At 58.4% G+C, this 26,025-nt stretch carries 20 protein-coding genes; 3 read left to right on the plus strand and 17 right to left on the minus strand.

The features are described from left to right. Positions 1-13: 13 nt before the first annotated feature. The 3 genes from E0E20_RS08415 to E0E20_RS08425 all read left to right on the plus strand — a co-directional run bounded on the left by E0E20_RS08415 (position 14) and on the right by E0E20_RS08425 (position 3,781). A complete protein-coding gene (locus tag E0E20_RS08415) occupies positions 14-1,552 on the plus strand; it encodes an MBOAT family O-acyltransferase (protein WP_130837762.1) in 1,539 nt (512 codons plus the stop codon). A 134-nt stretch (positions 1,553-1,686) separates the two neighbouring features. Then, positions 1,687-2,169 carry an alkaline phosphatase gene (locus E0E20_RS14470; protein ID WP_330508891.1) on the plus strand — a complete coding sequence of 161 codons (483 nt, stop codon included), beginning with the start codon at positions 1,687-1,689 and terminating at the stop codon, positions 2,167-2,169. Between the two features lie 538 nt (positions 2,170-2,707). Further along, positions 2,708-3,781: an SGNH/GDSL hydrolase family protein gene (locus E0E20_RS08425; RefSeq protein ID WP_130837763.1), complete on the plus strand. Its 1,074-nt coding sequence runs from the start codon at positions 2,708-2,710 to the stop codon at positions 3,779-3,781. On the opposite strand, the gene E0E20_RS08430 is transcribed toward E0E20_RS08425, so the two are convergent. The 17 genes from E0E20_RS08430 to E0E20_RS08510 form a co-directional block, all read right to left on the minus strand. Next, positions 3,766-5,721: a beta-L-arabinofuranosidase domain-containing protein gene (locus E0E20_RS08430; RefSeq protein ID WP_130837764.1), complete on the minus strand. Its 1,956-nt coding sequence runs from the start codon at positions 5,719-5,721 to the stop codon at positions 3,766-3,768. The genes E0E20_RS08425 and E0E20_RS08430 overlap by 16 nt on opposite strands. A gap of 44 nt (positions 5,722-5,765) precedes the next feature. After that, positions 5,766-7,505 (minus strand): extracellular solute-binding protein, encoded by a 1,740-nt coding sequence (locus E0E20_RS08435; RefSeq protein ID WP_165444040.1) that lies wholly within the window; start codon positions 7,503-7,505, stop codon positions 5,766-5,768. 64 nt (positions 7,506-7,569) lie between these two features. Further along, positions 7,570-8,469, minus strand: coding sequence for a carbohydrate ABC transporter permease (locus E0E20_RS08440; RefSeq protein ID WP_242622729.1), 900 nt, complete (start codon positions 8,467-8,469; stop codon positions 7,570-7,572). 84 nt (positions 8,470-8,553) lie between these two features. After that, positions 8,554-9,483 (minus strand): ABC transporter permease subunit, encoded by a 930-nt coding sequence (locus E0E20_RS08445; protein ID WP_130837767.1) that lies wholly within the window; start codon positions 9,481-9,483, stop codon positions 8,554-8,556. 163 nt (positions 9,484-9,646) lie between these two features. Beyond that, entirely contained in the window at positions 9,647-11,491 is a 1,845-nt protein-coding gene (locus E0E20_RS08450; RefSeq protein WP_130837768.1) for a cache domain-containing sensor histidine kinase, read from the minus strand. Next, complete coding sequence (locus tag E0E20_RS08455) at positions 11,488-12,783, minus strand: response regulator transcription factor (RefSeq protein WP_130837769.1); 1,296 nt, start codon at positions 12,781-12,783, stop codon at positions 11,488-11,490. The genes E0E20_RS08450 and E0E20_RS08455 overlap by 4 nt, the downstream gene beginning before the upstream one ends. Positions 12,784-12,919: 136 nt before the next feature. Beyond that, positions 12,920-13,774: a sugar phosphate isomerase/epimerase family protein gene (locus E0E20_RS08460; protein WP_130837770.1), complete on the minus strand. Its 855-nt coding sequence runs from the start codon at positions 13,772-13,774 to the stop codon at positions 12,920-12,922. 63 nt (positions 13,775-13,837) lie between these two features. Then, complete coding sequence (locus E0E20_RS08465) at positions 13,838-14,671, minus strand: hypothetical protein (RefSeq protein ID WP_130837771.1); 834 nt, start codon at positions 14,669-14,671, stop codon at positions 13,838-13,840. Then, on the minus strand, positions 14,668-15,744 hold the full coding sequence (locus tag E0E20_RS08470; protein WP_130837772.1) for a Gfo/Idh/MocA family protein: 1,077 nt from the start codon (positions 15,742-15,744) through the stop codon (positions 14,668-14,670). Before E0E20_RS08470 ends, E0E20_RS08465 begins: the two co-directional genes overlap by 4 nt. Continuing rightward, positions 15,741-16,670: an AraC family transcriptional regulator gene (locus E0E20_RS08475; protein WP_130837773.1), complete on the minus strand. Its 930-nt coding sequence runs from the start codon at positions 16,668-16,670 to the stop codon at positions 15,741-15,743. Before E0E20_RS08475 ends, E0E20_RS08470 begins: the two co-directional genes overlap by 4 nt. A 9-nt stretch (positions 16,671-16,679) precedes the next feature. Beyond that, positions 16,680-17,699: a Gfo/Idh/MocA family protein gene (locus tag E0E20_RS08480; RefSeq protein ID WP_130837774.1), complete on the minus strand. Its 1,020-nt coding sequence runs from the start codon at positions 17,697-17,699 to the stop codon at positions 16,680-16,682. A 248-nt stretch (positions 17,700-17,947) separates the two neighbouring features. After that, positions 17,948-19,597 carry a phosphoenolpyruvate--protein phosphotransferase gene (gene ptsP, locus E0E20_RS08485; protein ID WP_130837775.1) on the minus strand — a complete coding sequence of 550 codons (1,650 nt, stop codon included), beginning with the start codon at positions 19,595-19,597 and terminating at the stop codon, positions 17,948-17,950. A 100-nt stretch (positions 19,598-19,697) separates the two neighbouring features. After that, on the minus strand, positions 19,698-19,955 hold the full coding sequence (locus E0E20_RS08490) for an HPr family phosphocarrier protein (protein ID WP_130837776.1): 258 nt from the start codon (positions 19,953-19,955) through the stop codon (positions 19,698-19,700). Between the two features lie 95 nt (positions 19,956-20,050). Continuing rightward, entirely contained in the window at positions 20,051-21,991 is a 1,941-nt protein-coding gene (locus E0E20_RS08495) for a PTS beta-glucoside transporter subunit IIBCA (protein WP_130837777.1), read from the minus strand. A gap of 98 nt (positions 21,992-22,089) precedes the next feature. Then, positions 22,090-22,926 carry an HAD family hydrolase gene (locus E0E20_RS08500; RefSeq protein WP_130837778.1) on the minus strand — a complete coding sequence of 279 codons (837 nt, stop codon included), beginning with the start codon at positions 22,924-22,926 and terminating at the stop codon, positions 22,090-22,092. Beyond that, complete coding sequence (locus E0E20_RS08505; protein ID WP_130837779.1) at positions 22,923-23,906, minus strand: LacI family DNA-binding transcriptional regulator; 984 nt, start codon at positions 23,904-23,906, stop codon at positions 22,923-22,925. Before E0E20_RS08505 ends, E0E20_RS08500 begins: the two co-directional genes overlap by 4 nt. Continuing rightward, a complete protein-coding gene (locus tag E0E20_RS08510) occupies positions 23,903-25,849 on the minus strand; it encodes an alpha-amylase family protein (RefSeq protein ID WP_130837780.1) in 1,947 nt (648 codons plus the stop codon). Before E0E20_RS08510 ends, E0E20_RS08505 begins: the two co-directional genes overlap by 4 nt. Positions 25,850-26,025: the final 176 nt, after the last annotated feature.

Raw genomic sequence — 26,025 nt, forward strand, 5'->3', positions numbered from 1 at the left:
TCCGAGGTCACCTATGCTGTTCAACTCCTACATTTTTCTTTTTCTGTTTCTCCCTCTTGCACTGGGCGGCTGGTATTTTCTGAACCATCTGCGGCTGCATTCCGCGGCTCTCCTCTTTCTCTCCGCGATGTCGCTCTGGTTCTATGCGTACTTCAATCCCTCCTATCTCCTCATCATCCTCGCCTCCATCGCCGTAAACTACACACTGAGCGGCCTGCTCGCCGCGCTGGAGACGCGCCCCGCGGCAGGGCTCTTTCGCCGCGTCGTCCTGGTCGGCGGCGTCGGTCTCAATCTTGCGCTGTTTTTTTATTTCAAATACTTCGACTTCTTCCTCGAAAACATAAACGCCGTCTTTCACACCGATTACCCGCTCCGGCACATCCTGCTGCCTCTGGGCATCAGCTTCTTTACCTTTCAGCAGCTCTCCTTTCTGATCGACCGCTGCCGCGGCGAGGCAAAACACTACCCTTTCCCGGAATATCTGACCTTTGTCACCTTTTTTCCTCAGCTCATCGCCGGCCCCATCGTCCTCTACGACGAGATGATGCCGCAGTTTGCCGATCTCCGGAACCGGCGCTTCTGTCCGCAGAGCTTTGCGCGCGGCATCGTCCTTTTCGTGATCGGGCTCGCAAAAAAGGTTCTTCTCGCCGACGCGCTGGCCGTCCCGGCCAATTACGGCTTTGCCATGACATGGTATATGGACACGCTCACAACGGCGCTGGTGCTGCTGTCCTACACCTTTGAGCTCTATTTTGATTTCAGCGGCTACTGCGACATGGCCATGGGCATCGCTGCCATGTTCAACATCACCCTCCCCCTGAATTTCCGCTCGCCCTACCGCGCGGCGAGCATACGGGAATTCTGGCAGCGCTGGCACATGACGCTCCAGCGCTTCTTCACGCGCTATGTCTATCATCCGCTGGGTGGAAGCCGCGGCGGCACGGCGCGCACCATACGGAACATCCTGATCGTCTTTGCGCTCAGCGGCCTGTGGCACGGCGCGGCGTGGACCTTTCTCGCATGGGGACTGATGCACGGGCTCCTCACGATCTGGGACGGCCTCGGCATCATGGTTCCCTCAGAGTCCGGCGAAGCGAAGCGCCGTCCCCGGTATTTTCTTCGGCATGCGCCGCTTCTCGTCATTCCAAGGGGCCTCGGCAATGCGCTCACCATGCTCTTCTTCATGCTCTCTCTCATCTTTTTCCGCTCGGAGAGCATGGCCGCCGCCCTCGAGATGTTCCGGACGCTGCTCCGCTTCCGCTTCCCCGGCTATCTCTGTCTGACCGCGCAGAATTACATGCCCGCGGAGCTATATGTCATAAACAAGCTCATCGCGCAGCGCTTCCCCGCCATGGCGCAGCCCGCGGCGCTCATCCGATGGCTTCTGCTCCTGCTCCTCTCGGCATGGATCATCTTCACCCGCAGAAGCGCTCCCGAGATCGCGGAAACCGCCGTTTCCTCGCGGCGGGTCTGTTTTGTCCTTCCGCTTCTCTTTGTCTGGTCCGTGATTTCCCTGTCCGGCGTGAGCACCTTTCTTTATTTCAATTTCTGAATTCTAATGTGTGGGCCTCCGCGCCCCGAACGGAAAAGTTTAACATGAATTTGATGCCGGAATGACGTTCCGCTTTACACTGATCTCCCAGAATCGCTCGTAGATACCAAAAAACGGCGAATTACCTGACCGCCGTGGAAAACGGCAGCTCCATGGGCGATAAGGAGCAGGGCACAACGCTGGTCAAAAATGCGGATGCCCTCAGCTTCCCCGTGGCAGGCTCCGCCCAGACCTATGATTCCACCTCGTTCTGCCCCGGTTCGGCCTCCACGGCGACCTCCCTGTCGACGGGGCACAAAACCTATTCCGGCACCATCAACATGGATGAGAGCGGAACGGTGAAATACGAGACGATTTCCGAAAAGCTCCGGGATCAGCTCGGCTACCGCATCGGCGTGATCTCCAGCGTGAACCTCAGCCACGCGACCCCCGCCGCGTTTTTTTGCCATCAACCCAGCCACTCGAAATACTATGAAATCGATCTGGAAATGATCGCCAGCAAAATTCTTCAAACTCTCGTCGGCAGCTTTGCTCTGGTGACCGTCGCGCCCTTTACCGCCTTGGTCGGCGGGTTTGTTCTCACCCGCCGGAGGCGCACCGGCGAACACCGCCTTTGAATATACCAGATATGCTGAGTACTCTCTTGTCTGATTTTGCAAAAATTGCTTTTTGCTGAAAAATCCTATAATATATGAAGAATACAATTAACAAAAAATTTATGTTAATACAGTATTTTTTCAGTAAACAACGATACTTTCTGGCTATGGGCACACAAATTGCCTTTGATCGCAGCCGCAGCGGCGGCATCCGGTGCGCTCCTCGCCCTGTCCTGCGTGCTCGTGAGGATAGCGCAGCCCTTTGCGCCAGGGAGCACGGAGCAGAGCGCCGGTATGCCGTTTTACTCGGCGGGGGCCGGACAGCCGGAGACAGGCAGCGCCGAAATCCCGTCCCTGCAGATGGATTCCGCCGCGCTCCGACGGTACGGGCTTGAAGCTGCGGAGGGGCGTCTTTTCGGGGAGGAGGACTTTCTTCTCGAACAAACACCCCGCAGCAAGCTACGGGGCATGATCCAGGCGGAAATAAATTTTGACGCTCTCTCCGCAAAATGCCATAATCGGATAAAAGCCACCGCACAAAAGAAAGGCCTCTACGATTATGACATCTCCCACTCCCGCAGGCTTCATCCGAAAATTCACAGGAATCACGGCGCTCATTCTCGGCGCCGTGATTCTTCTCGTCGTCTGCATTGATCCCTTTTTTCACTATCACCGGCCGTGGTTCGGCCTGCGCGCGGTGCTCACCGACAAGGAATACCAGTGTGTCGGGACGCTGCGTCATTTTGAGTATGACAGTCTGATCGCCGGCTCGTCCGTTGCGGAAAACTACAACAACGCGTGGTTTGACGAGGCGTTCGGCGGACGGACGATCAAGGCTGTCCGCTCCTACGGCGGGACGGCCGATCTGTGCCGCTTTCTTTCCATCGCCTATGAGAAGCACCCGCTCCGGCAGGTGTTCTACAACATCGATCCCGCCGCTCTGTCCGCCGCGCCCGAAACGACCTTCACGGCCACCGGCTGCCCCACTTACCTCTATGACAGGAATCCTCTGAACGATTTCGCCTACTGGTTCAATAAGGACGTTTTATTTGAAAAGATTCCCTACATGATCGCCCGCTCTCTCGCCGGCTACGACGAGGGAACGTCCTACAACTGGCAGGATGGCAAGATCTTCGGAGAAGCCGCGGCGCTGTCTCATTACGAGCGGCAAAAAAAAGCGGCTGAGATTCTCCCCGAGGATCATGACCGGAAAAATCTCACCGCCAATATTGCCCTGCTCACAGGGATGGCCGAGGCGCACCCTGAAACGCAGTTTTATTTCTTCTTTCCTCCCTATTCCATTCTCTGGTGGGACGACATTTCCCGGAGCGGTCAGCGCGACGCCGTGCTCTGGAATGAACTGCAGACGATGAAGGCGCTGCTCGGACACCCGAACGTGCGCGTTTACAGCTTCATGGGGCGGGAGGAGATTGTGACCGATCTCGATCAGTACATGGACACCCTGCATTTTTCTCCCGACATCAACCGGAAGATCGTGGGCTGGCTGAAAAACGGCACCGGAGAAATACGGAGCGAAGCAGAGGCCCACGCGCAGATTGAGACGCTGCGCCGCTTTACGCAGAGCATAGAGGAGCGCGTCACGGCGAAGCTCGGCGATCAGCCCGGAGAGTGAGCCGCCGGGATCCATACCGCCATATGCCGCCGCTTGTCCTTGCCCGCGGAGGCATAATCGGTCAGCGTCACCCCGCCGTCCTCCGTCTCGACCCTGAGCTCCAGCAGATGCGGATACGGCGCGGTTTCTTTTTCCGGAATCGCCGCACTGACGCTGCCGTCCCTGTTTTCCCGGATGGATACGGGCCGGTCGGCAGGGCGTCCCAGAGAATCCTCCGCAGCCAGCATCAGCGGCCCCCTCTGCAGCGCAATGTGAAACCGTGCCTCCGGGTCCTCTTCGTCATAGCGAAGCACCTCATAATCCAGTCCGAAGCGCATGTCGTTAACCAGAATATCATGTCCGTAAGGAATCGGATGAATCGCAAAGGTGCGCATGTCCAGTGAAAGCTCGACGACGTCTCCGGCACTCCACACCCTCCTGAGCTTCCGGTAGAAGGCCTTTCCCGTGAAGGGAAGCCGCTCCGCTTCTCCGCGGTTTACCGAGAGCTCCGTCCTCCGGCTCCAGCCCGGAATGCGCAGCGCAAGCAGCATTTCACCGGCTCCCGCCGCCCGTTCGATGCGGATCCGGATCCGCCCCACCCGCGGATAATCCGACTCCACGGAAAGATCAAGTTCCCCTCCGCAGACACGGACGCCCCGGATGCTGCACGATTCGTACAAATTCAGATACACGCCCGCCGGTGATTTCATGAGGGTCATTTCCGGAACGAGGCCTACCCCCATTGAGGCAATGCAGGCGCAGCATCCGTAGGCATAGCCGTCCGGCATGACAAGAAAGCCCCCCGCCTGTATGCCTCTCCTGCCGGGCGTGAGCGGGGAATAGCTGTCAAACGGCAGTCCCATATGAACAATGCCCTGCATCCGCTCCGATCGGTCGTCCTCAAAGCCCTGCGTATTGAATGCGCCGAGATATGCATTATAGTACGAGCGCTCAAACGCGTCGACAAAGACCGGATCTCCCGTCACAAGCATGACCCGCCGGAAAAAATTCATGAGAGTGACCGTGACGCAGGTTTCCTGCATCAGCGGATGATTCGTCGTATTGGCCTGCCGGACGGTCGAGTGATCGAACAGTTCATGCGTGCAGCCGGCGCAGCCGATCACCGTAAAATCGGTATCCAGCAGCCGGTACGCAAAATGCAGAACCGCCTGCTTCCAGCGCTCCTCCCCGGTTGCCCGGTAATATTCCAGGAGTCCTTCAAAGCAGGAGATCATCTCATAGGCTTTCGTGACGGGATACTGATAGGGAGGGAGCTTGTCTGCAAGAGCAAGTTCGAACAGATTCGCGACCGCCGTCCCCCCGCATGCGACAATGTGCTCCGCAAACTCCAGATATTTCCGCCGTCCCGTCAGACAATAAAGCCGCATGACCGGCTCTAAAATCGAGCTTGCATTCAGTCCCCTCCAGCAGTGCGAGGCTGACGTGATCGGCCTGCGGTTTTCGCCGCTGCCGATGCTTTCCATGATGCAGTCGACCTGCCGGCACAGACTCCGGACGATCTCCTCTGCCAGCGCGTCATCCCTGCACAGGCCGAGAAAATATTCCATCCCGAGGAGTACATATTTGCGGCACCACAGATCCCAGCCGTCCAACTCGCAGGATGCCGCATAGCTGCTGATTCTCCCGCCGGGCTCCGCCGTGGACAGCATATCGCGCACGGTATCCTCCAGGATCCGGTACAGCGCCTCGTTCCGCGTGCATGCGCAGACCGTCGCCGCCCCACGAAGCATTTTCCCCCAATACTCTCCGCGCCATCCCCTGTCCGCGCCGTCCGGTCTGCACCTGTACTGCTCCACAAACCGCTTCCACAGAGAAGGATCCATGAGCTGCTTCTGCTCCGCGTAGCGCATCGCGCGTTCCACAGAGCCGGTAAAGTGATAGACGGCCTGTCTGTCCGGCACCATTACCGCCGCCCTGTCCTCTGCCGTCCACATTCTCATGTATCCCTCCCGGTGAAGCTTCCCCACCCGTATTCCGTGATCACTTACTCCGCAAAGGAAGCCGCGAGCGCTCTCGCTTCCTCCGCATTCTGTCTGAACTCCTCATCCGCCGTGTCCGCGCCCATCGCTTTCAGATCAGAAATGATGGCGGCCTTGGCCGAGGCAAACTCCTCGTCGCTCTCCGCCAGAATGACCTTGGCGATGTTCGCGTTCATGTACTGATCCGCATTGGACTGAATCTGCGCGTTCTCGTCAGAGCATGGGCCGATGATCTGGAGACTTACGGCGACAGAGGACTGCGTGGTCGCCAGGCCGTCTTTGATCCACTGATCATACACCTTTCCGGGATATTCGCAGCCGTAGTCCTGTGCGAACATCTTTTCGCCGTCACTCAGATGAGAGACAATCCAGTCTTCGGACTCCTGAAGATTGACGGGATAACCGTCTGCCGGCTGGCAGGCGCCGGAATAGAAGTACTGAAGCTGCGCGATGCCGCCGTGATCCAGATCATAGTCGCTGTTGGTCCCGTTTTCAAAGGCCGCCAGACGCTCCCCGATGATCTGCGGAACGCCATCCACATAATCCCAGTCCCTGCCCTGCACGCCATTCATGATCAGACGGGCGCCCTCGTCACTGTCGAGATAATTCATGAACTGCATCGCCCGTTCCGGATATTTGCAGTTCGCGGAAATGGCACGGGAATCGTTGACCTGATAGCCGCAGGCCAGATCGTAATTATAAATGTCCGGAAGAACAGGGAATGCGCCGGGAAGCAGCGTCATCACCGCATTGTCCGCCGCGGCCGTCGAATGGTCGGGCGGCATCAGGATCTGTGTCAGAAGCGTGCCGTTCTTGACCTTGTCAACATACTGCTCCCATTTCTGCGTCAGAGCCTCCGGATCATACAGCCCCATCCTGTGGGCCTTGTTCATGAATTTCAGCCCTCTCCAGAAAACGCCATCCTCATCCAGGAACTGGCTCTCCACTTCTCCGGTGTCATCCTTGCCCGTGAAATTGCCCGCAAGGTTCGTATAGCCATGCGAAAACGGGTACGCGATGGTGTAAGGCCACAGTCCCCAGTCCGTCCAGCCGGACAGCGCGTATACTTTCTTTCCGTCCGTCCGCTGTGACTGGGCGTAGTCCTGCATCAGCCGCAGCGCCTCCAGATAGTCGTCCTCGCCGTTGATTTCAGGAGAGCCAACCGCCTTATAGAAATCATATCTTGAGAAAAACCCGACAAAACCGTTCTTCAGCGGCGTATTCATGTCCGCCTTTTTGACGGCGCAGGGAATAATATATGTCGTTCCGTTCCCGACCACCTCCTTGGAATACCGCATGGCAACCGGCTCATTCTTCATGATGTTCTGCCCGTACTTCTCCAGAAGTTCATCAAGCGGTGCAAACTGTCCCGCAGAAATCATGTTCTGCACATCCTGCATGTAGAGCTCCGGCAGAATCAGCATATCCGGAAGATCACCGCCGGCGGCGAGCACCTTGACCTTTTCGTTGTCGACCTTAACCACCTGAATGGTGATGCCCAGCTCCTCGCGGATCTTATCAGCAATACCGCCAGTCCATTCGCCCTCATCCAGCGCGTTGATGCCCAGCGTCAGCGTGACGGGCTCCATACTGCGCTCGCCCGCCTCCTGCGCGTCGCCTCCGGCCGCCTGCACCGTCTCGTCTCCCCCTGCGGTCGGGCTCTGTGCCGTACTGCCGCAGCCCGCGATCAGCGCCGCCGTCAGCGCGGCGGACAGAAGTCCTGTGAACAGTTTTCTGTGTTTCATGTGTTTCCCTCCCATCTTACTTAATGTTTTCCTCTTTGATGCCCCTTGAATACGGGTTCTGTTTTCAGCCCTTCACGGCGCCCATCATGATTCCTTTCGCAAAATATTTCTGGAGAAACGGGTAGACGCACATAATCGGTATCACCGTGATGACGGTGATCGCCATTCTGACCCCCGTCGGACTGATCGCATTTTCCAGCACGCTGTTGCCCAGCATGCCCGAGCGCATGCTGCTTGCAAGCTGCTCCGCCTGCCTCAGATAGTTGTACAGAATCAGCTGCACCGTCTGCAACCGCGGATCCGTCACAAGGAAATAGTTGTCCGCCCACGCATTCCACTGGCCGACCGCACAGTAGACTGCAATCGTTGCGATAATCGGCTTCGACAGCGGAAGAATGATGTACCAGAACGTCCTGAAAATCCCGGCTCCATCGAGTGCCGCCGATTCCTCCATGGAGGCCGGGAGCTGTTCGATGAAGGTTTTCATCAGAATAATGTAGTACGCGCTGACCGCCCCCGGGAGAATATACAGTAGGAAATGGTTTTTCAGGCCGTACATCTTCATGGTCAGATACCACGGAATCAGACCGGCATGGATATACATCGTGGAAATCACGATCCGGTACACGATTCTTCTCCCCACCATCTCCCGTTTCGTCATGAGATAGGCAAAAAAAGAGGAGCAGAGCAGGCAGACGGACGTTCCCGATACCACCCGCGCCGCCGAGACGAGGAAGGCATGTCCGATATCCCCTTTGGCAAACACTCTGTTGTAGGTGTAAAAGGTGATCTGCCGGGGGAGCAGAAACACGCCGTCCGCCAATGCGTCCCCGCTGGAAACCGACCCGATGACGACATAGTAAAACGGATAGGTACACAACAGCGTGATAAGGCAAAGCAGGCCGATATTCACGACGCGCAGCAGCGCCTCCTGCGGCGAGCTTTTGATTCTGACAGCGCTCAATTTCTTTTCCCTCCCATGCTTCCTGTTCTGATTTCCTCGCGTTTTCATGCGCCCAGGGGGCTGCCCGCGCAGCTTTACGGCACATCACACCAGCGGCTCGCCGCGCAGCCTTCTGGAAATCCCGTTGACGGTAAACAGAAGAATCACGCTGATCACCGTCTTAAGCATTCCGATGACAATGGAAAAGGAGTAGTCGTTGACGAGAATCCCCACTTTGTATACGTAATAATCCAGAACTTCGATGCGATCCGACACCGACGGGTTGTAAAAGACAAAATATTGATCAAGACCGTTGTTCAGAAGATTTGCGACCTGAAGAAGAAGGAGCACCATGTAGGTTGGCATCAGGCCCGGAACCGTCACATGACGGATGGTCTGCAGCTTGCTCGCCCCGTCCACCCGCGCCGCGTCGAAGAGCTCCTCGTTGATGCCTGCAATCGCTGCCAGATAAATGATCGCCTGCCATCCGAGCCCTTTCCAGATACCCAGCAGCAGCTGGAAAATCCATACCATATCATTATTGCCCATGATATTTCCGCCTTCACGGACAATCCCCATTTTTCCCTCGAGGAGCGGAAGCAGACCGTTCGAGGCAAAGAGCGCCGAGGCCAGCTCGAACACCACGAACCAGCTGATGAAATTGGGAAGTGTCGTCATGGTCTGCACAAATTTCCGAAACTTCACGCGCCGCGTCTCATTCAGCATGATCGCAAAAATCATCGGGAGCGGCGTGCAGATAATATTCAGAAAGCTCATGGCCAGCGTGTTCCGGAGCACTCTGGCAATTTCCTTCCTTTGTCTGAGGAGCTTCGCAAAATTCGCGAGACCGACAAACGGCATGTCCGAAAGCCTGTGCCCGATCTGGTAATGCACAAACGCATAGAGCCAGCTGAACAGGGGCACATACGCAAAAGCAATGACCAGCAGCAGAAAGGGGATCGACAGCAGCAGATACTCATAACCCCGTATTTTTTTTCCGTTGAGGCGGCACTTTCGCACTGGCTTCCCGTTCATATTCCCCTTTCTGCCGTATCTCCGGCACGGTTTTAGTCATTTATTTGCTTTTTCTCTTATTTTTCCTTTCTTTATTGTATATTTTATTCAATAATTTCCGCGGAATGAATGCAATTAACACCTATTTTTTGTATAATTCTACGCTTCGCGCCTCTTTTTTGTACTAATTACATATATTCTCCGCCTGCCGGCAGATGTCATCCGGCTTTGGCGGATGGTCGCCGTCCTCCTCCGCACGGCACGGCATCCTCAGAACGACCTGCGTCCCCTCGTTCGGCGCGCTTTCGATCTGCAGGCCGTATGCTCTGCCGTACTGCAGCCGCAGCCGGTGGTGCACATTGAGAATCCCGATCTGCCGCCCCGTGTCCTCCGCTCCGCGGTTTAATTTATCCCGCAGCTCCAGCAGCGTGGCCTCATCAATCCCCTTGCCGGTATCCGACACCGTCACGAACAGGTCGCCGCCCTCCTGCCGCGCCCCCAGAACGACCTTGCCCTGCGCCTGATTGCTGAGACCGTGCGACAGCGCGTTTTCGACGATCGGCTGCAGGATAAACCGCATCACGCGAAGCTGCGCCAGCTCCTCCGGAATCTGATCCTCAAACTCGAACTTCCCGGCAAAGCGGTAATTCATCACCTTGATGTAATGGGAAATATGCTCCTCTTCCTCGGAAAGGGTGCAGAACGCGCCGCTTTTCCGGAACACCGGCTCCAGGAAGCTCCCGAACGCAGTAACGCAGTCCGCGATGCTCTCCTCCCCCTCGATCATGGCCATCCACTTGATGGTGTTCAGCGTGTTGTATATAAAATGCGGATTCAGCTGGTAGCGAAGCACGTCGATTTCCGTTCGCCGTTTTTCCCGTTCCACCCTCTGCTCCCGCTCGAACAGCTCGCGGATGCGAAGCGACATCCGGTTGAAGGTCCGTTCCAGAATCCCGATTTCGTTGGCGGATTTCTCCGGTACCGTGCAGCCCAGATTGCCGTCGCCGGTCCGGTTGATAGCGTCCACCAGCACGTTCAGCGGCCGCAGAAAACGCGCGACGAACAATCGGGAAAGAAAGTAGGCCGCGGCGGTACACAGCACCACAAGAAGAAGCAGAATGTTCCGGATATGGAAGATATCGGCCATAAGCGCGTGAAACGGCACCTCACAGATCATCATGCCCGGAAAATCGGTCAGCGGATAGCAGACCACCTGCATTCTGCCGTCCGCCGTGTCCCTGACCGTGCCGCTGATCCCGCTTCCCCCGCAGTCGTCGAACAGCTCGCAGTGCTCCCCGATTCTTTCGTCCGGGTTTGCTGCAAGAATCGTTCCGCTCTGATCCACCAGAAACATGCGGCTTCCCTGATTCTCCGTCAGGCCTCGGAACGTTTCCGCAAAGGAGGAGGTCTTCACCGACATGACCAGCACGCCGTGCCCGGCGAGCCGCGCACAGAGGACAACGGGCTGATTGTATTTTTCCGCATCCCTTATCTCCGAAAATTCCCTGCTGTCGTGCGCCCCTTCCCAGACAAGTGTTCTTCTTCCGGCCAGCGCCCCCTGATACAGCTCCGACCCGTAGAACCACGCCTCCGGCGCGCCCTCGCCCAGATGGTAATAGTTCTCCATCACCCCTGTTCCCAGAACAATGCCGTCTGCATCAAAATAGTTGACCGCGGCGATCTGCGGGCACTCCTTCATGCTGTTCTGAAACAGACGAAACATCTCGTAGGCGCAGTACGTCCTCTCGGAGGAGGACATGCTCCTGTACGCGCGGACCCTCTGCACACCCGTGCCGCCCGCAATCGATCTCGACTGCAGATCAACGCGCCTGCACAGCTCGCCGATGCTGCTGTCAATCTGCCGGAACTGCTGTACCGTATACTTCTGCTGATTGTTCAGGATAACCCTCTCCACAATCACAAAAGTCATGACGAACGCGACCATCACGAGCACGGCGAACAGCAGGAAAAAAGCCGCCGTCAGCTGGGCGGATAGACTCCGGCCGCGCCGCGGCCTTTTCCCCGTCACAGCTGTCCCCCTTTCTCCCCGCTCTCCGCCTGCATGTATTTCTTGGGACGTATGCCCGCATATTTCATGAACGTACGGCTGAAATAGCTCACCTCCGAGAAGCCGACCCGGTCGGAAATTTCCGCGACATTCAGATGCGTCGTCCGCATCAGCTCCTTGGCCCGTTCGATCCGCACGATATTCAGATATTCCGAATAATTGACGCCGGTCTCCTTCTTGAACAGATTGCTCGTGTAATTCGGACTCAGGGCGACCTGCTGCGCCAGCGTGTGCAGCGAAATATCCTCCCGATAGTGCTCCTCCATATAGCGGCAGATTTCTCTGACCTTTCTGCTGCAGTCCTTCACCTCCGGCCTTGCCGTCTCCGTCTCCTCCGAGCTGTACCAGTGCAGCTCACCGTCCGCCGCCTCCGGCGCCCGCAGTGCCTCCAGGGCCTCCGCATACTGTGTCTTCAGCGACGAATATCCGCTCCTGCAGCCGCTGATGCCAAACCGCACCCCGGAATTGCCATAGCTGCGGATCAGGTACGAAACATGACGCAGCATTTCCGTCAGCTTCGCCTCTCTCTCCTGCTCCTGCCCGACATCCTCAAAGCTCACCAATAACCAGTACAGCGCATCTGACGAAAGAAACGTCTCCCCCCTGCGATAAGTCTGCAGAAGTTCCTCCAGAAGCTCAGGAATCTCATTCCAGAGCTTCTGCCGCCGTGCAGAATCCGGCGGCTGGCCCCCGCGGCGGAACTCCATCAGGCAGAAGTACAGATTCTCCGGGCGCAGACGAAGCGCCTGCTCCGCGGCCGCCCGCGCAAACGTCTCCTCCGTCATGGCATCGGTCAGCACAAAGCTCTCCAGCAGCTCCTTTTTCCGCGGTATCACCTCCATTCCGACGGATTCCTGCCAACACCCCGGTCGAAGCTGACACAGTTCACGTATCGCTTTCTCCGCCACTCTTTCCAGCTCCTTCGCCGACAGCTTCCATTTGAGCAGGTAGTCCGTGATGCCGAAGCGCATCGCCTCATGGAGCAGATCAAATTCATCATAGGCCGTCAGAATGATTATTCTCGTCTCCGGATCCTCCTGCCGGATCGCGGCAATCATTTCCAGTCCATTCATCTCCGGCATTTTGATGTCCGTCAGAATAATATCCGGCCGGCTCTGCCGGTAAAGCACAAGCCCCGCCTTCCCGTCTCTCGCCATGCCGGCCACCTCGCAGCCGAGCTTCTCCCAGCTGATCAGATTCCGGATCCCGACACCGACCAGCAGCTCATCCTCCACGATCAGAACCTTTGCCATATTCCCTCCCGAATCTGTTTTGACACTCCCCACGAAAACAGCTTCAAAAAACGGATAGAACGCCCCGACGCCCTATCCGATCTCTTTCTTAAAGTCTGCCTGTTCTGTTTCTGTTCCGCCCGGTCACAAAATCAGCCTATATGATGCCGCGCAGAAAAGCAACCGCCCTGCGAATGTCCTCCTCGGGCTGCGCCCCTGTTTCGCGCTCGATGGTAAGAAAGCCATGGTAGCCGATATCCTCCAGCGCGTTCAGCCATGCGGGAAAATCCACGCTCCCTTCTCCCAGCGGAACTTCGCGGAAATAGTCGTTCACATCCAGCCCCTCCGGACCGATACCCGCAAAGCGATCATACACCTCCTCAGGAACGCAGGGCCGCAGCATCACACCGTCCTTGGCATGGGTATGCACGATATACTCACGCAACGTGTACACCGCTCTCACCGGGTCGTCCCCTGTCACCATCACCATATTGGCGGGATCCATGTTGACCGCGACCCCTTTCGACGAAAGGCTGTCGAGAAAACGCTTCAGTCTGTCCGCAGGCTCCGGTCCCGTTTCCACCGCAAAGCAGGCCCCCAAGGAGGCGGCATACTCCGCCAGTGCATTGCAGGCCTCCTGCATCACCTGATAGCGCTCGCTTTCCGCGTCCTCCGGGACGACGCCGATGTGCGTGGTGACAATATTGGTTCCCAGTTCCAGCGCCAGATCCACGATGCGCTTTGACCGCTCCACGCGCGCCGGGTTGGTTTCCCGACTGACAAACCCGCCTCCGCCGAGGTCGCCGCACAGCGCAGAAACCACCAGCGCATTCTCGTTCAGGATTCTTCTGATCTCCGCTCTTTTTTCCTCCGTCAGCCGCTCGGGCGAAAACTCCCCCTGAACCGCATACATCTGGACGCCACGCGCGCCGAGTGCGTGCGCCACCCTCGCCGCCTCAGCAAAAGGAATTCTCAGGCTGTCCGCCATAATGCCAATAGAAAATCTGCTCATATATCCTCCTCTCCGAAGCGGCTCGCCGGGATGCGCCGGGGCACCACCCCCCTCCCTGCCCGTCTATGCGAGCCGGACAACCGTCCCGGGCTCTGCCAGCGCCCGCATCCCCGCTTCTCTGAGCTCCATGACCGCAATGGTGTCCGCGTGCGCGACCGGCTCCGTTCCGCTGCGGAAAAAATTCACAAGAGCCTCCGTGAAGCGGCGGAAATAATCCGAGGTGATTTCAACGCGCGTCACACGCCTGCCGTCATCCGCTATCAGCGCAAAGGGCGCTCCGGCCGCATAGCCCGTCAGCGATGCAAAGGCGCCGCCTTCAAAGCTGAACTGAATGGAATAGGAGCTGTCCGACCTTACCGCCGACACGGTCAGTGCCCTCTTTTTCAGCAGCATCAGCATCGGCTCCAGCTGATGCACCGAATACGTCTCAAAGTCATTGGGTCCGGAGCTGACTACCGAATGGAAACATCCCTCCCGCAGCGCCGCGTATTCCTCCGCAAAACGCAGCGCGGAGGCCGACCAGCACGGTGTGCCGGAGGTCTCTGCGGCAGCAAACATCCTCCGGGCCGCCGCCGCATCGGGAGAAAAGGTTTTATCCACATACACCGGCTTGCCCGAGCGCAGCGCCAGCCGACTCAGCGACTCATGAAGCTCACAGTTGTCCGGCGCGAGGATAAGGATGCCGTCCGAGTTCCCGATCAGCTCCTCCTGCGTCTCACAGCGGACCGCTCCGAACGCTTCGCACCACGCCGTCGTGGTCAGCCCTCCGGACGGCGCATCCCGCAGCGCCCACGCGTAGGCCGTCTCGATCTCGCCCCCCGAAAGCTCGCGGATCCATGCCGGATAGTGATTCGCATGCCATTCATCCAGAAAATAATCAATAAATCCAAGCTTCATTGCCGTCCTCCTGCAAGAACAAGCTCCCTGTGGGCCTCCGCCGAATCATAGACCGCCTGCATGATCCTCTGCGTGAGGATAAAGGTATCAATGTGCGACGGCATCCGCCTGCGGTTCTCCACCGCGTCTGCAAAGGCGTTGATCTCATTCTCAAACTGGTTTCTCATATGAAATTCCGGCCGCAGCTCAAGCAGAGCACCGTGCTCCCCACCGGGCATCGACGAATAATAGGTGAATTTCGCCCCATAATCGAGGCGGATGCCGCCTTTATCGCCGATGAAATCAATATAAGTCTCGGCAGGGCCGATATTCTGCGCCCACGCGCCCTCCACGGAAATCACCGGCCCCTCGGTACGGATCAGCGCCGACACGGAATCGTCCACATCATACACGCCGTCATATTTCGGCGGTCCCGCCCACATTGTCTCATAGGCGTAGTTCCTGATGTCGCGTCCCAGACGGCAGTAGGTCTCCCCGCTGACCGTGACGGGCGCCGGATCCCCGCAGCAGTACATGACAATATCAAGATAATGGACGCCCCAGTCGATCAGCGCGCCGCCCCCCGCAATCGCCTTGTCCGTAAACGGACCGCCCAGTCCCGGAATGCTTCTGTGCGCCCGGAAATGCGCAATGACATGATAGACCTCTCCGAGTTTTCCATCGTCAATAAAGGATTTGACCATGTTGACGGCGTCATTAAAGCGGTTGACGACACCGATATTCAGGATTCTTCCCGTCTCGTGCTGGGCCCGCTGCATGGCAAGCGCCTCCTCGTAAGAACGGGCCGCCGGCTTTTCGCAGAGCACATCTTTGCCGGCACGCAGCGCGTCGATGGAGATCTGCGCGTGCATATGATTCGGCGTGCATACGGATATCGCCTGCACCTCCGGATCGCGGAGCACCTCCCTGTAATCCGTCACGACAGTTCCCACGCCGTTCTTTTCCGCCGCCGCCCGCGCGCGCTCCGGAAGAATATCGCAGAAATATCTGATTTCTGTCCTCTCATTCTTCATATACGCCGGAATATGCTGATTTGTGGCAATTGTCCCACAGCCGATCACCGCTACCTTCATCGTCTCTTCCCTCCATTGGTTTCGTGTCTCCTGCCGTCCTCCGGCGAGCACATTCTCTGAAAGGCGGACGGCGACACGCCCACCACCTTCCGGAAGGCCCTGCTGAAGGACGGAACCGATTCAAAATGCAGCAGCTCCGAGATATGCGTGATGCTGTACCTCCCCTTCTCGATGAGACGCTGCCCGCACTCGATCTTCCTGTAAGCGACATAATTCTGCAGCGTCATGCCCGTTCTGTCACGGAACAGATGTGAAAGATAGGCGCTGCTGTACCCCAGCGCATCCGCGATGCCGGAAACGCTCCGGACCTCCTCAATGTGGGAATCCACATAGCGCAGGATACTGTAAATCACCGCGTCGGACCTGCCCGCGGACTGCGGCGGAACGTACTGCAGGCCCTCATATTTCGTGTATGTGCGGTAGGTTAAAATAATCATCTGCAGCAGGCAGGTCTGTATCATCGCTTCCGACGTGGAATCCGCGGCGTAGATCTCCTGAAGAATCTTCATAAACGGCTCCTTCACATTAAAGCTGTCGTGCGCCAGCCGCTGCGGAATCGGCCTGTTATAGAAGGCCCGGAGCTCCTCCATGACAGCCGTCTCATCCTCGCCCAGCACAAACGCCGCATACAGAAACCAGAGGTTTTCCTGCGCGGACGCCTGAATGGAATGAATCTCGTTCGGCTGATTGATGAAAATGTCCCCCTCGTGAACCTCACAGCTTTTCCCGTTTACGCCGAACACGCCGCTCCCGGAAACAATGTAGCTGATTTCGAGATACTGCTGTCTGTGCGGCGGCACACCGTAGCCTTTCTCGCAGCAAAGCTCTCCCGCCTGCACAAGCTCGCCGAACGAAAAGCGCCGCGGCGCAGCAATGTAACTGTTGTCGAAATGAAAGTTTTCTCCGGACAGAATATCTGATGCCATTTGTTCTCCTCAACCGGTCAGCCGCACCGGCTGACCGCTGTATATCGCCCGCGCCGCGGCGTCGGCCGCCCGGTGGCTCGCCATCACCTGCTCCATCGAGGGGTTGGCCCCGGCCCGTCCCTCAATCATCGCAATAAGATGCGAGAGTTGCGCATACATCGGCTTATAGGAGGATCGGCTGCTGATGCTCTGATACTCGCCGGTATCCGAATGATATATCGTGATGAGATCCCCCTCCTCGCGAAAGGCGCCCCGGTCCGCCGCCAGCTCAATCACGAGCCGTCCCTTCGGTCCGATGAATTCCTTTACGTTGGACTGCGCCATGCTCCTTCCCCAGCCCGCCTCAAAGTATCCGACGGACCCTCCGGAAAGTCGGACCGCAGACAATGTGTAATTATATCTGCCCTCCGGCACGTCGGGCTCGGTCACGGCCCCAATGCCGGACAGCTCCGTAATATGCTCCCCCGTGTACCATTCCATGATATCAAAATAATGCACGCCGCAGTCCGTCACGGGCAGACAATCCCGCAGAAGCCTGCGATAGCGCGCCCAATCAAGCGCATGCTGGTTTTTCACAATCCGGATAACCAGCGGCATGCCCACGGCTCCGGCGCGGATGAGCTCGCCCGCCCGAATAAACGTCCGGTTATGGCGCAGAATATGCCCGACCAGCACACACGCCTCTGCGCGGCGCACCAGCTCCGCGAATTCTCCGGCGTCCGAGAGCGTGCGTGCAATCGGCTTTTCGCACAGCACATGGACGCCTGCCTGCAGGCAGTCCCGAAGTATGGAGAGGTGCGAATCCGCATTTGTCGCAATGACAGCGATATCGGGCCTCGCCTCCGCAAGGAGCTTCCGGTAATCCGTGCCCCAGCGGGCGGCGCGGTACTTTTCCGCGGCAAATCTCGCCGCGGCCGGATTTTGATCGGCCACTGCCTCCACACAGATGTTGTCCCTGTAATAAATGTCCTCCAGATGCTGCCGCCCGATATAGCCGCATCCGATCACCATGACCCTGTACGTTTTCATCGCTCCGGAATTTCCCCGCCCTGCCCCTTCTCTGTTCCCTTACATCTCCTGATTATAATGAGTTCCGGAGACGACTGGTTTCCCCTATTTGTTCTCTTGATTGACACGGCTTGCGCAAACGCAGAGGACTGCCGGGCAGGCGCGGCGCCGTCTCTTTGACGCAAAAACAGCGGGCTTGATTTTCCGCTTCCGAAAGATCAAGCCCGCTGCATACCTGCCCCGTTCCCTGTTTTATTTCCTGCGCAGTCTCAGCTTCCACCGCAGCCGCAGGGATCGTTTTTCAGATTGATCCCGCGGATGGTCTTTCGCAGCGGCAGCACGCTCTTCGGATTGACCGAGAGCTCATCGACGCCCATGCGGAGGAATGTCTCCGTGAGGCTGAGGTCCGCGCCGAGCTCGCCGCAGATGCCCACCCATGTTCCATGGCGGTGCCCCGCCTCAATGGTCATCTGGATCAGGCGCAGAACCGCCGGGTGATGTGTGTCGGAGAACGGCTCGAGCTTTGCATTCTGCCGGTCGATCGCGCAAGTGTACTGCGTCAGGTCATTCGTCCCGATCGAGAAGAAATCGCACTCCTCCGCCAGCTCATCCGCAAGAATCGCCGCCGCCGGCGTCTCGATCATGGTGCCGATCTCATACTCTCCGACCTTCACTCCCTCCCCGAGGAGCTCCTGTCTGCACTCCTCGAGAATCTCCTTGGCCTCGCGGAGCTCGCGGACGCTGATGATCATGGGGAACATGATGCCCATATTGCCGTAGGCAGACGCGCGAAGAAGCGCGCGGAGCTGCGTGCGGAAGAACTCTTTCCGCGTCAGGCAGATGCGGATTGCGCGGTAGCCCAGCGCCGGATTCTCTTCCGCATCGAGCTTCATGTAGTCTACAGTCTTGTCCGCGCCGATATCGCAGGTGCGGACGATGACCTGCTTCGGTGCAAGCGATTCCAGCACATGGCGGTATGCCTGAAACTGCTGTTCCTCCGTCGGGCTCTCCTTGCTGTTCAGATAAACAAATTCCGTGCGGAACAGTCCGACGCCGCCGGCGTCGTTCTGCTGAACGGCGCCGATATCCGAGGGGCCGCCGATATTGGCATAGACCTTAACGGTTTTTCCGTCGATGGTCGTATTGTCCTTGCCCTTGAGCTCCTGCAGCAGAGCGGTTTTGGCCTGATCCTCCTCGCGCCGCTTCTTCAGCGACGCCATAAGGTCCTCCGTCGGCTCAATGTAGATGCAGGAGTTATAGCCGTCGATGATGGCGGTTTTCCCATCCCAGTCAGCGCTCGCCTCCCCACACTGCACAAGCGCCGGAATGTTCATGCTGCGGGCAAGGATCGCTGTGTGGCTGTTTGTGCTCCCCTCCCGCGTAACAAAGCCGAGAAGCAGCGATTTATCGAGCCGCACCGTCTCGGACGGCGCCAGATCCTCCGCAACGAGAATGGACGGCTCACTCCCCTGCAGAGAGCTGAGGTCGTTTCCCATAAGAAAATCCAGCATGCTGCGGCCGATGTCGTCAATATCGGCGCTGCGCGCATTCATATAGGGATCATCCATCTCCGCAAAAACTCTTGCCTGATTGTCGCAGGCGGTTTTGACGGCATATTCCGCGTTTTTTTGCTGCTTCTGGATGATCTCACAGATGGCGTCAATCAGATCGTCGTCCTCCAGCATCATGCCGTGGATTTCGAACACCGCCGCATTCTCCTCGCCGGCTTCCACCAGCGCCTTGTCATACAGTGCGCTCTGCTGCGCGACTGCCTTTTCCCTCGCGCTCTCAAAGCGCGCAAGCTCGGCCTCGACGTCGTTCACCATCGCATCGCTGATCACGAGCCGGGGCGCCCGGTATACCTTGATTTTGCCGATCGCGATTCCATTCAGAATACTTTTTCCGGTTGCTACCTGCATTCTTTCCTTTCCGCCCGCAGCTCTGCCGCAGGCATTTTTGAGGCGAAAACCGCTGCTGCGGTTTCTCCGATACAGAGCAGCTCTCCGCCGCGCTTTCCATTCAGAACGTGTCCTTAAGGAACTTCTCGACCGCTTCGGCCGCCGCGTCCTCATCGGCTCCCTCCACCTTAACGGTGATGGTCTGCCCCTGCTTGATCGCCAGCGCCATCAGCGCAAGGAGCTTCTTCATGTCGGCGTTTTTGTCCCCGGCGAATACGGTGACGGTGCTCTCAAAGGCCTTGGCCGCCTTGACAAGAAGCCCTGCGGGACGGGCATGGATTCCATCGGGATCGCTTACGGTAAAATTGAATTCTCTCATTATTGCTGTTCTCCTTTTCTGCTGTATTCCCTGCTGTTTTATGGCGTCCCTGCCAAGAGCGCAGAGACGCCGCCTGCCTGTGGTCATGCGGCCGCTCAGACTCCCGTTACCTTAAAGCCCTTGTAGTCGTCGCTGTTCGTGAGCAGGAAGACCACGACATCGGGATAACCGGCCTCACGGATGGCCGCCCGGTCAAAGGTCAGGAGCTTCTGTCCGCGCTTCACGGCATCTCCCTCCGCAACCAGCGTACGAAAGCCCTTTCCGCCCATCTTGACCGTATCGACGCCTACGTGGATCAGAAGCTCCTGATCGCCCGCCGCCGAAATGCCGATCGCATGTCCCGTCTCCGCGACGCTGCTGATGGTGCCGTCGCAGGGGGCATACACCGTCTCCTCCTCGGGCTCAATGCCGACGCCCTGTCCCAGAACGCCTCCGGCAAAGGTTTCATCCGGGATCTGCTCCGCGGGAATCACCCGTCCTCTCACCGGAGCATAGAGCGCTCCCGCCTCAGAAGTCATAACCTCGCGCAGCTCCATCGCGCCGAGGGCATCCTGCTCCGCAGCGTCCGCCGCAACTTCCGATACAGGGGCCGCCGCGGCATCTCCCTCTGCGCCGGCGGCTGCCTCCTGCTTCGCTCCGGCATCCCCCTCTTTCCAGATAAACCACACGAGAAGAAACGCAAGGCCTCCGGAGATCAGGAGCAGTATCGTGTACTGGAGCGGCTTGTCGATTGTGAGGTACCCCGGAATGCCGGTGACGCCGTAGGCCGTCGCACCGATCCTTGAGACTGCGCCGAACAGCGCACCGACGGCGCCGGCGATCATCGCGCAGATGAACGGCTTGAAGAAGCGCATGTTCACGCCGAAGATGGCAGGCTCCGTGATGCCGAGAGCTGCGGACATCGAGGACGGAACCGCGATGACGCGGGTTTTGTTGTTATGCGCCTTGATGCCGACCGCGAGGCATGCGCCGAACTGCGCAAAGTTCGCCGCCGAGGCAATGGGCATCCATGTATTCAGTCCTACCGACGCCAGCATGCCGGCCTCGATCACATTATACATATGATGCAGTCCCATGACGACCGTCCACGGGTAGACCGCGCCCATCACCGCCGCGCCGATCGGATTCTTCACAAGAATCTCCGCGCCGAGGAGAACCCACGATTCCAGCTGCGCGAAAATCGGTCCGATGATCCACAGCGCCAGAAGCGCGGTGGTGAACACCGTCGTCAGCGGCGTGACAAAGAGATCGATCATCTCCGGCACATGCTTATGGAGCCACTTTTCAATACGGCACATCAGCCATACCGCGATAATGACCGGAATGACATGCCCCTGATAGCCCGCGCGGCGGATGGTGACAACATCGCCGATAAGATGCCACTTCGGAACCACGCCGTCCGTGACGCCGAAAAAGCTGTTGATCGTCTCGGTGCTGCCGACGCTCCAGCCGTTGATAAAGGCCGTGTGCACCATCAGAAGTCCGATGACCGCGCCGAGGAAAATATTCCCGCCGAACACCCGCGCCGCCGAAATCGCCACAATGACCGGCAGGAACGCAAACGCGGTATTCGATACCGTGTCGAGAAACGCATACCAGTCCGTCTGCGCGAAGCCCGGGACCGCCTTGCCCAGCGCCTCGACAATGCCCATCATCAGGCCGGAGGCCACAATCGCCGGAAGAATCGGGACGAACACGTCGCCCAGCGCCTTGAGCATCTGCTTCCATACCGGCTGTCTCTGCGCCGCAGCCGCCTTGACATCGTCCTTGGTCGCCGCCGTGAGGCCGTTGAACGAAAGAAACTCCTCATAAACCTTGTTCACCGTACCGGTGCCGATGATGATCTGGAGCTGTCCGTTGGACTCGAATACGCCCTTGACGCCCTCGACATCCTCGAGCTTCTTTCTGTCGACCTTGCTGTTGTCGGCAATGACCAGACGAAGCCTCGTTGCGCAGTGCGCCGCGCTGACGACATTTTTCCCGCCGCCGATCACCTCGCTGATCTCTCTGGCGCACTTGCTGTAATCCAGTGCCATAACTTCCCTCCTTGCCTGATAATTTAAGAAACCACTCTGTTCTCTACTTATCTATTGATCCGGCGAGGCCTTTCCGCCGGAAGAATATTCCGCTGTATTCAGATCAGTCCGAGCTGCCCGAACGCCTGCGCGAGGCCGTCCTCCGTGACCGCCGGGCAGATGATGTCGCTGATCTCTTTCAGCTCCGGACTCCCGTTCGCCATGCACACGCTCGTCCCCACCATCTGCATCATCGCCAGATCATTCATGCTGTCCCCGAAGCCGATCGCCGCGTCCGCGGAAACGCCGAGGGCCTCGCAGACCCGCCGGACGCCGGTGCCCTTATCGAAGCGGCGGTTGATGAGCTCGCCGTTCAGACAATTCGCATGCTGCGCCACATGCTGGAGACAGAACTCAAATTCTTCCTCTAAGAGCCGCCGCGGCTCGGTGAGCTGCTCCTCTAAGAGGCACATGATCACGATTTTATAGATCGGCCGGCCATCGTATTCCTCCATGGGAAGAATCCCGAAGTTTTCCGCCAGCGTTCTCCGCCAGCGCTCCAGCTCGCTGTTGCCCTCGGAAGCCGCCGCAAGGATATCACTGAGCCCGCTGTCCCCGTAAGTCGCATCCAGCGCCTCGATGGTCCGGAAGACGTGGTTTCTTTCGAGAACGTCCATCGCCAGCTGCTTCTGCTCCTCCGTCATCGGGCAGTCAAAGAGAACCTGCCCGCCGCAGCTCACATAGCCGCCGGCGCAGGCCACCATGCCGTCAAAGCCGTAGCGAAGAAGAGGGCGAAGAAGCGCAGGATTCCTCCCCGTGCAGAGAAACACGCGGTGCCCGTTTGCCTGTGCACGGCGGATCGCATCGACCGCGCTGTCCGGAGGAACATTGCTCCCCGCCGGCGTCAGCGTGCCGTCAATATCAACAAAAATCAGTCTTTGCTCCGATCCGCTCATAGAGAGCCCCTTTCCACTACGGTATAGCCCAGCTTTGTCTGCCGGACAGGAGACCTGTCTCCGTTTTCCAGAAGCTCCAGAATCATGCCCGCCGCCTCCGCGCCGCACTGCCCGTGATAGAGGTGCACGCTCGTCAGCATCGGATCCACAATGGTGCCGGCCCAGCTGTCGCCGAAGCCCGCCACGGCGACATCCTCCGGTATTCTCCGTCCCAGCTCCTTAAGACGCATCATGGCGCCCAGCGCAATCACATCCGTCGCGCAGATCACGCCGTCGATTTCCGGGTGCATCGTGATGAGGTGCATGATACCCGCCGCGCCGCTCTGTGGGTCAAACTCACCCGATACGCGCGGCATCATTGCAGGGTTAAGGCCCGCGTCCCGCATGGCCTCCTCGACGCCCCGCCGGCGCGCCTGTCCGACGGCCGCATCCCGCTCGCTGACGCCGATGTAGCCGATTTTCCTGTGCCCGCGGGCTATCATCCGGCGCGTGAGCTCACGCGCGGCCCCGATGTCGTCATGATAGACGCAGTGCGTGTCCGAAAACCGCTGCCCCGTGATCACCAGCGGCACCCGACAGCGCCGAAAGGCCTCGACATGCGCCGGCGTGAACGTCGTCCCCATGAGAATGATCCCCGCCACATGATTCGCCTGCATGGACGCAAGATATTCCAGCTCCGTCTGCTCGTTTCCGTCGCAGCTCCCCAGCACCATCATGTACCTCGTGCTCCGGAGCTTTTCGGCAATGCCGGCCGTGACCTGCCCGACCGCGGTCGAATTGATCCGCGGCACGATCACGCCGATCTGATTCACCCGGCCGGTCCGGAGCATCTGTCCCGCCGCGCTCGGATGATAGCCCGTCTCCTCGATCGCCCGGCGGATCCGCTCCCGCTTTTCATCGCTCAGCGAACCGCCGTTAAGATAGCGGCTGACTGCCGCGGAGGAGACGCCTGCAAGCTCTGCCACCTGCTTTATCGTCATGTCTGCTTCCCCGCTCTGCGCCGCGTCGGTTTTTTCGCCTCCTCCGGCTTATCTCCGGCCTCCGCTGCCGGCGCTATCCCGGCCGGCTTCCCGCGGAAATCCGTGAGGAGCCATACAAAGCCGTTCGCCGGAATTCCCACCGCTCTCGCCGCTCTCGCCTCGCCGGTCATAAGATCCACATAGTCCTCATGCTCGTCGATCCACGCCGTCTCGTCATAGTTATTGAAATTGAACAGGGCGATCAGCTTCTCCCCCTGATAGTAGCGTCCGATGCCGAGCACGTGATCGTTCCACGTCTCCACCAGCCAGATGTCCGCGCTCCCGTGGAAAACCGGGTGCTTCTCCCGGAGACTTTCCATCTGACGGATCGCCGAAAAGATGCGCCCCTGCCGCGTCTTGGGATTCCTGCGCTTCTCCGCCTCCTCCCACGGGAGGTTCCCGCGGTGGATATAGCGGCTGTCGTCCCGCTTCAGGGGATCCTCATGGTAGCCGTAATCGTTCAGGAACCCGATCTCGTCGCCGCTGTACAGCACCGGGATGCCGCTCTGCGTGAACAGGAATGCATGGAGCATGACATCGAGGCGGATCGCCGCGTCCAGCTTCTGCGCGTTCTGCTCGAATTCCGCCGCCTCAATCCCGCACAGAGAGGCCGTCGTTCCGCACAGTCTCGCATCGCCGAGACGCGGGTCGTCATTATAGAGCTCGCCCCTTGCGTCTCCGCCATAGACAAAGCCGCGGAAATAATCGTTCAGGAAACGCTTGTGCGCGACCTCCTCCATGCCGAACTGCTTCAGGAAATCATAATCAAGCCCCCAGCCGATATCGTCGTGACAGCGCAGGTAATTGAGGAACGTATACTCGCGGGGAAGCGCAAACACCGTTCCGAGCTGGTGCTTCAGCAGACGGACATCGTGGGTCGCGACCGTGTGCCATGTGCTCGCCATGGTCGTGACATTGTAGAGCATGTTGCACTCCGGCTTATCCACCGTCCCGAAATAGGGAACGACCTTGGAGGGCTCCATCACCACCTCGCCGAGCAGCAGCGTCCCCGGACAGACGATCTCACAGGCCATGCGCATGATGCGCACGAGCGTGTGCACCTGCGGGAGGTTCCGGCAGGTGGTTCCGAGCGATTTCCAGATATACGGCGTCGCGTCAAGGCGGACGACGTCCACGCCCCGGTTGCACAGATAGAGCATGTTTTCCGTCATATCGTTGAACACGGTCGGATTGCCGTAGTTCAGATCCCACTGATAGGGGTAAAAGGTGGTCATGACCACCTTGCCCGCCTCCTCGCACCACGTGAAATTTCCGGGCGCCGTCTGCGGAAACACCTGCGGCACCGTCTGTTCAAACTGATTCGGAATATCCCAGTTGTCGAAGAAAAAATAGCGGCTCTGATATTCCCGCTCTCCGGCGCGGGCCCGCCGCGCCCACTCATGATCCTCGCTCGTGTGATTCATGACGAAGTCGAGGCATACACTCATTCCCCGGGCATGGCAGTCGTCCGCCAGAGCCTCCAGATCCTCCATGCTGCCGAGCGAGGGTTCCACGGCGCGGTAATCCGAGACGGCATAGCCGCCGTCGCTCCGTCCCGCCGGGCTTTGCAGGAGCGGCATCAGATGAATGTAGTTCACGCCGCACTCCCCGACATAATCGAGATGGCTCCGGATCCCCTCCAGCGTGCCGGCAAAGCACTGCGTGTACATCAGCATCCCGGTAAGGCTTCCGTCCTTATACCAGTCGGGCACCACCTCGCGGGCCTCGTCCAGCTCGCGCAGACTCCTGCGCCGCTCCGTGTAGCAGCGGTGAAGCATCTCGCAGAAATAATCAAATGCCTGCTCATCCCCGTGGTACAGCTCGCCGTAAAGCCACTGCAGCTCACTGCGGAAGCGGTCGAAGCGCTCCCGGTAAATCGGTTCCCATTTCGACTCGTCGATCATGTCCTCTCCTGTTCATCCTGCTGCCTGTATTTGTGTAATCGTTTTCACTGCTTCCATTTTAATATTTGCTCTGTTTTGGTTCAACTGTATAATTGATCGAATTTTCATCGGAGTTTTTGTGCACTTTTCATATTTTCAGGCGGTTTCAAAAACGACATTCTTCATCTTCATTTGTA

Source organism: Lachnoclostridium sp. Marseille-P6806, from assembly GCF_900625025.1.
Lineage (GTDB): Bacteria > Bacillota > Clostridia > Lachnospirales > Lachnospiraceae > CAG-791.

What these genes read in the sequence shown, in the direction of transcription:
- E0E20_RS08415 (WP_130837762.1), top strand. Translation starts at nt 14, where the DNA reads ATGCTGTTCAACTCCTACATTTTTCTTTTTCTGTTTCTCCCTCTTGCA.
- E0E20_RS08425 (WP_130837763.1), top strand. Translation starts at nt 2,708, where the DNA reads ATGACATCTCCCACTCCCGCAGGCTTCATCCGAAAATTCACAGGAATC.
- E0E20_RS08430 (WP_130837764.1), bottom strand. Translation starts at nt 5,721, where the DNA reads ATGAGAATGTGGACGGCAGAGGACAGGGCGGCGGTAATGGTGCCGGAC.
- E0E20_RS08435 (WP_165444040.1), bottom strand. Translation starts at nt 7,505, where the DNA reads ATGAAACACAGAAAACTGTTCACAGGACTTCTGTCCGCCGCGCTGACG.
- E0E20_RS08445 (WP_130837767.1), bottom strand. Translation starts at nt 9,483, where the DNA reads ATGAACGGGAAGCCAGTGCGAAAGTGCCGCCTCAACGGAAAAAAAATA.
- E0E20_RS08455 (WP_130837769.1), bottom strand. Translation starts at nt 12,783, where the DNA reads ATGGCAAAGGTTCTGATCGTGGAGGATGAGCTGCTGGTCGGTGTCGGG.
- E0E20_RS08460 (WP_130837770.1), bottom strand. Translation starts at nt 13,774, where the DNA reads ATGAGCAGATTTTCTATTGGCATTATGGCGGACAGCCTGAGAATTCCT.
- E0E20_RS08465 (WP_130837771.1), bottom strand. Translation starts at nt 14,671, where the DNA reads ATGAAGCTTGGATTTATTGATTATTTTCTGGATGAATGGCATGCGAAT.
- E0E20_RS08470 (WP_130837772.1), bottom strand. Translation starts at nt 15,744, where the DNA reads ATGAAGGTAGCGGTGATCGGCTGTGGGACAATTGCCACAAATCAGCAT.
- E0E20_RS08475 (WP_130837773.1), bottom strand. Translation starts at nt 16,670, where the DNA reads ATGGCATCAGATATTCTGTCCGGAGAAAACTTTCATTTCGACAACAGT.
- E0E20_RS08480 (WP_130837774.1), bottom strand. Translation starts at nt 17,699, where the DNA reads ATGAAAACGTACAGGGTCATGGTGATCGGATGCGGCTATATCGGGCGG.
- ptsP (WP_130837775.1), bottom strand. Translation starts at nt 19,597, where the DNA reads ATGCAGGTAGCAACCGGAAAAAGTATTCTGAATGGAATCGCGATCGGC.
- E0E20_RS08490 (WP_130837776.1), bottom strand. Translation starts at nt 19,955, where the DNA reads ATGAGAGAATTCAATTTTACCGTAAGCGATCCCGATGGAATCCATGCC.
- E0E20_RS08495 (WP_130837777.1), bottom strand. Translation starts at nt 21,991, where the DNA reads ATGGCACTGGATTACAGCAAGTGCGCCAGAGAGATCAGCGAGGTGATC.
- E0E20_RS08500 (WP_130837778.1), bottom strand. Translation starts at nt 22,926, where the DNA reads ATGAGCGGATCGGAGCAAAGACTGATTTTTGTTGATATTGACGGCACG.
- E0E20_RS08505 (WP_130837779.1), bottom strand. Translation starts at nt 23,906, where the DNA reads ATGACGATAAAGCAGGTGGCAGAGCTTGCAGGCGTCTCCTCCGCGGCA.
- E0E20_RS08510 (WP_130837780.1), bottom strand. Translation starts at nt 25,849, where the DNA reads ATGATCGACGAGTCGAAATGGGAACCGATTTACCGGGAGCGCTTCGAC.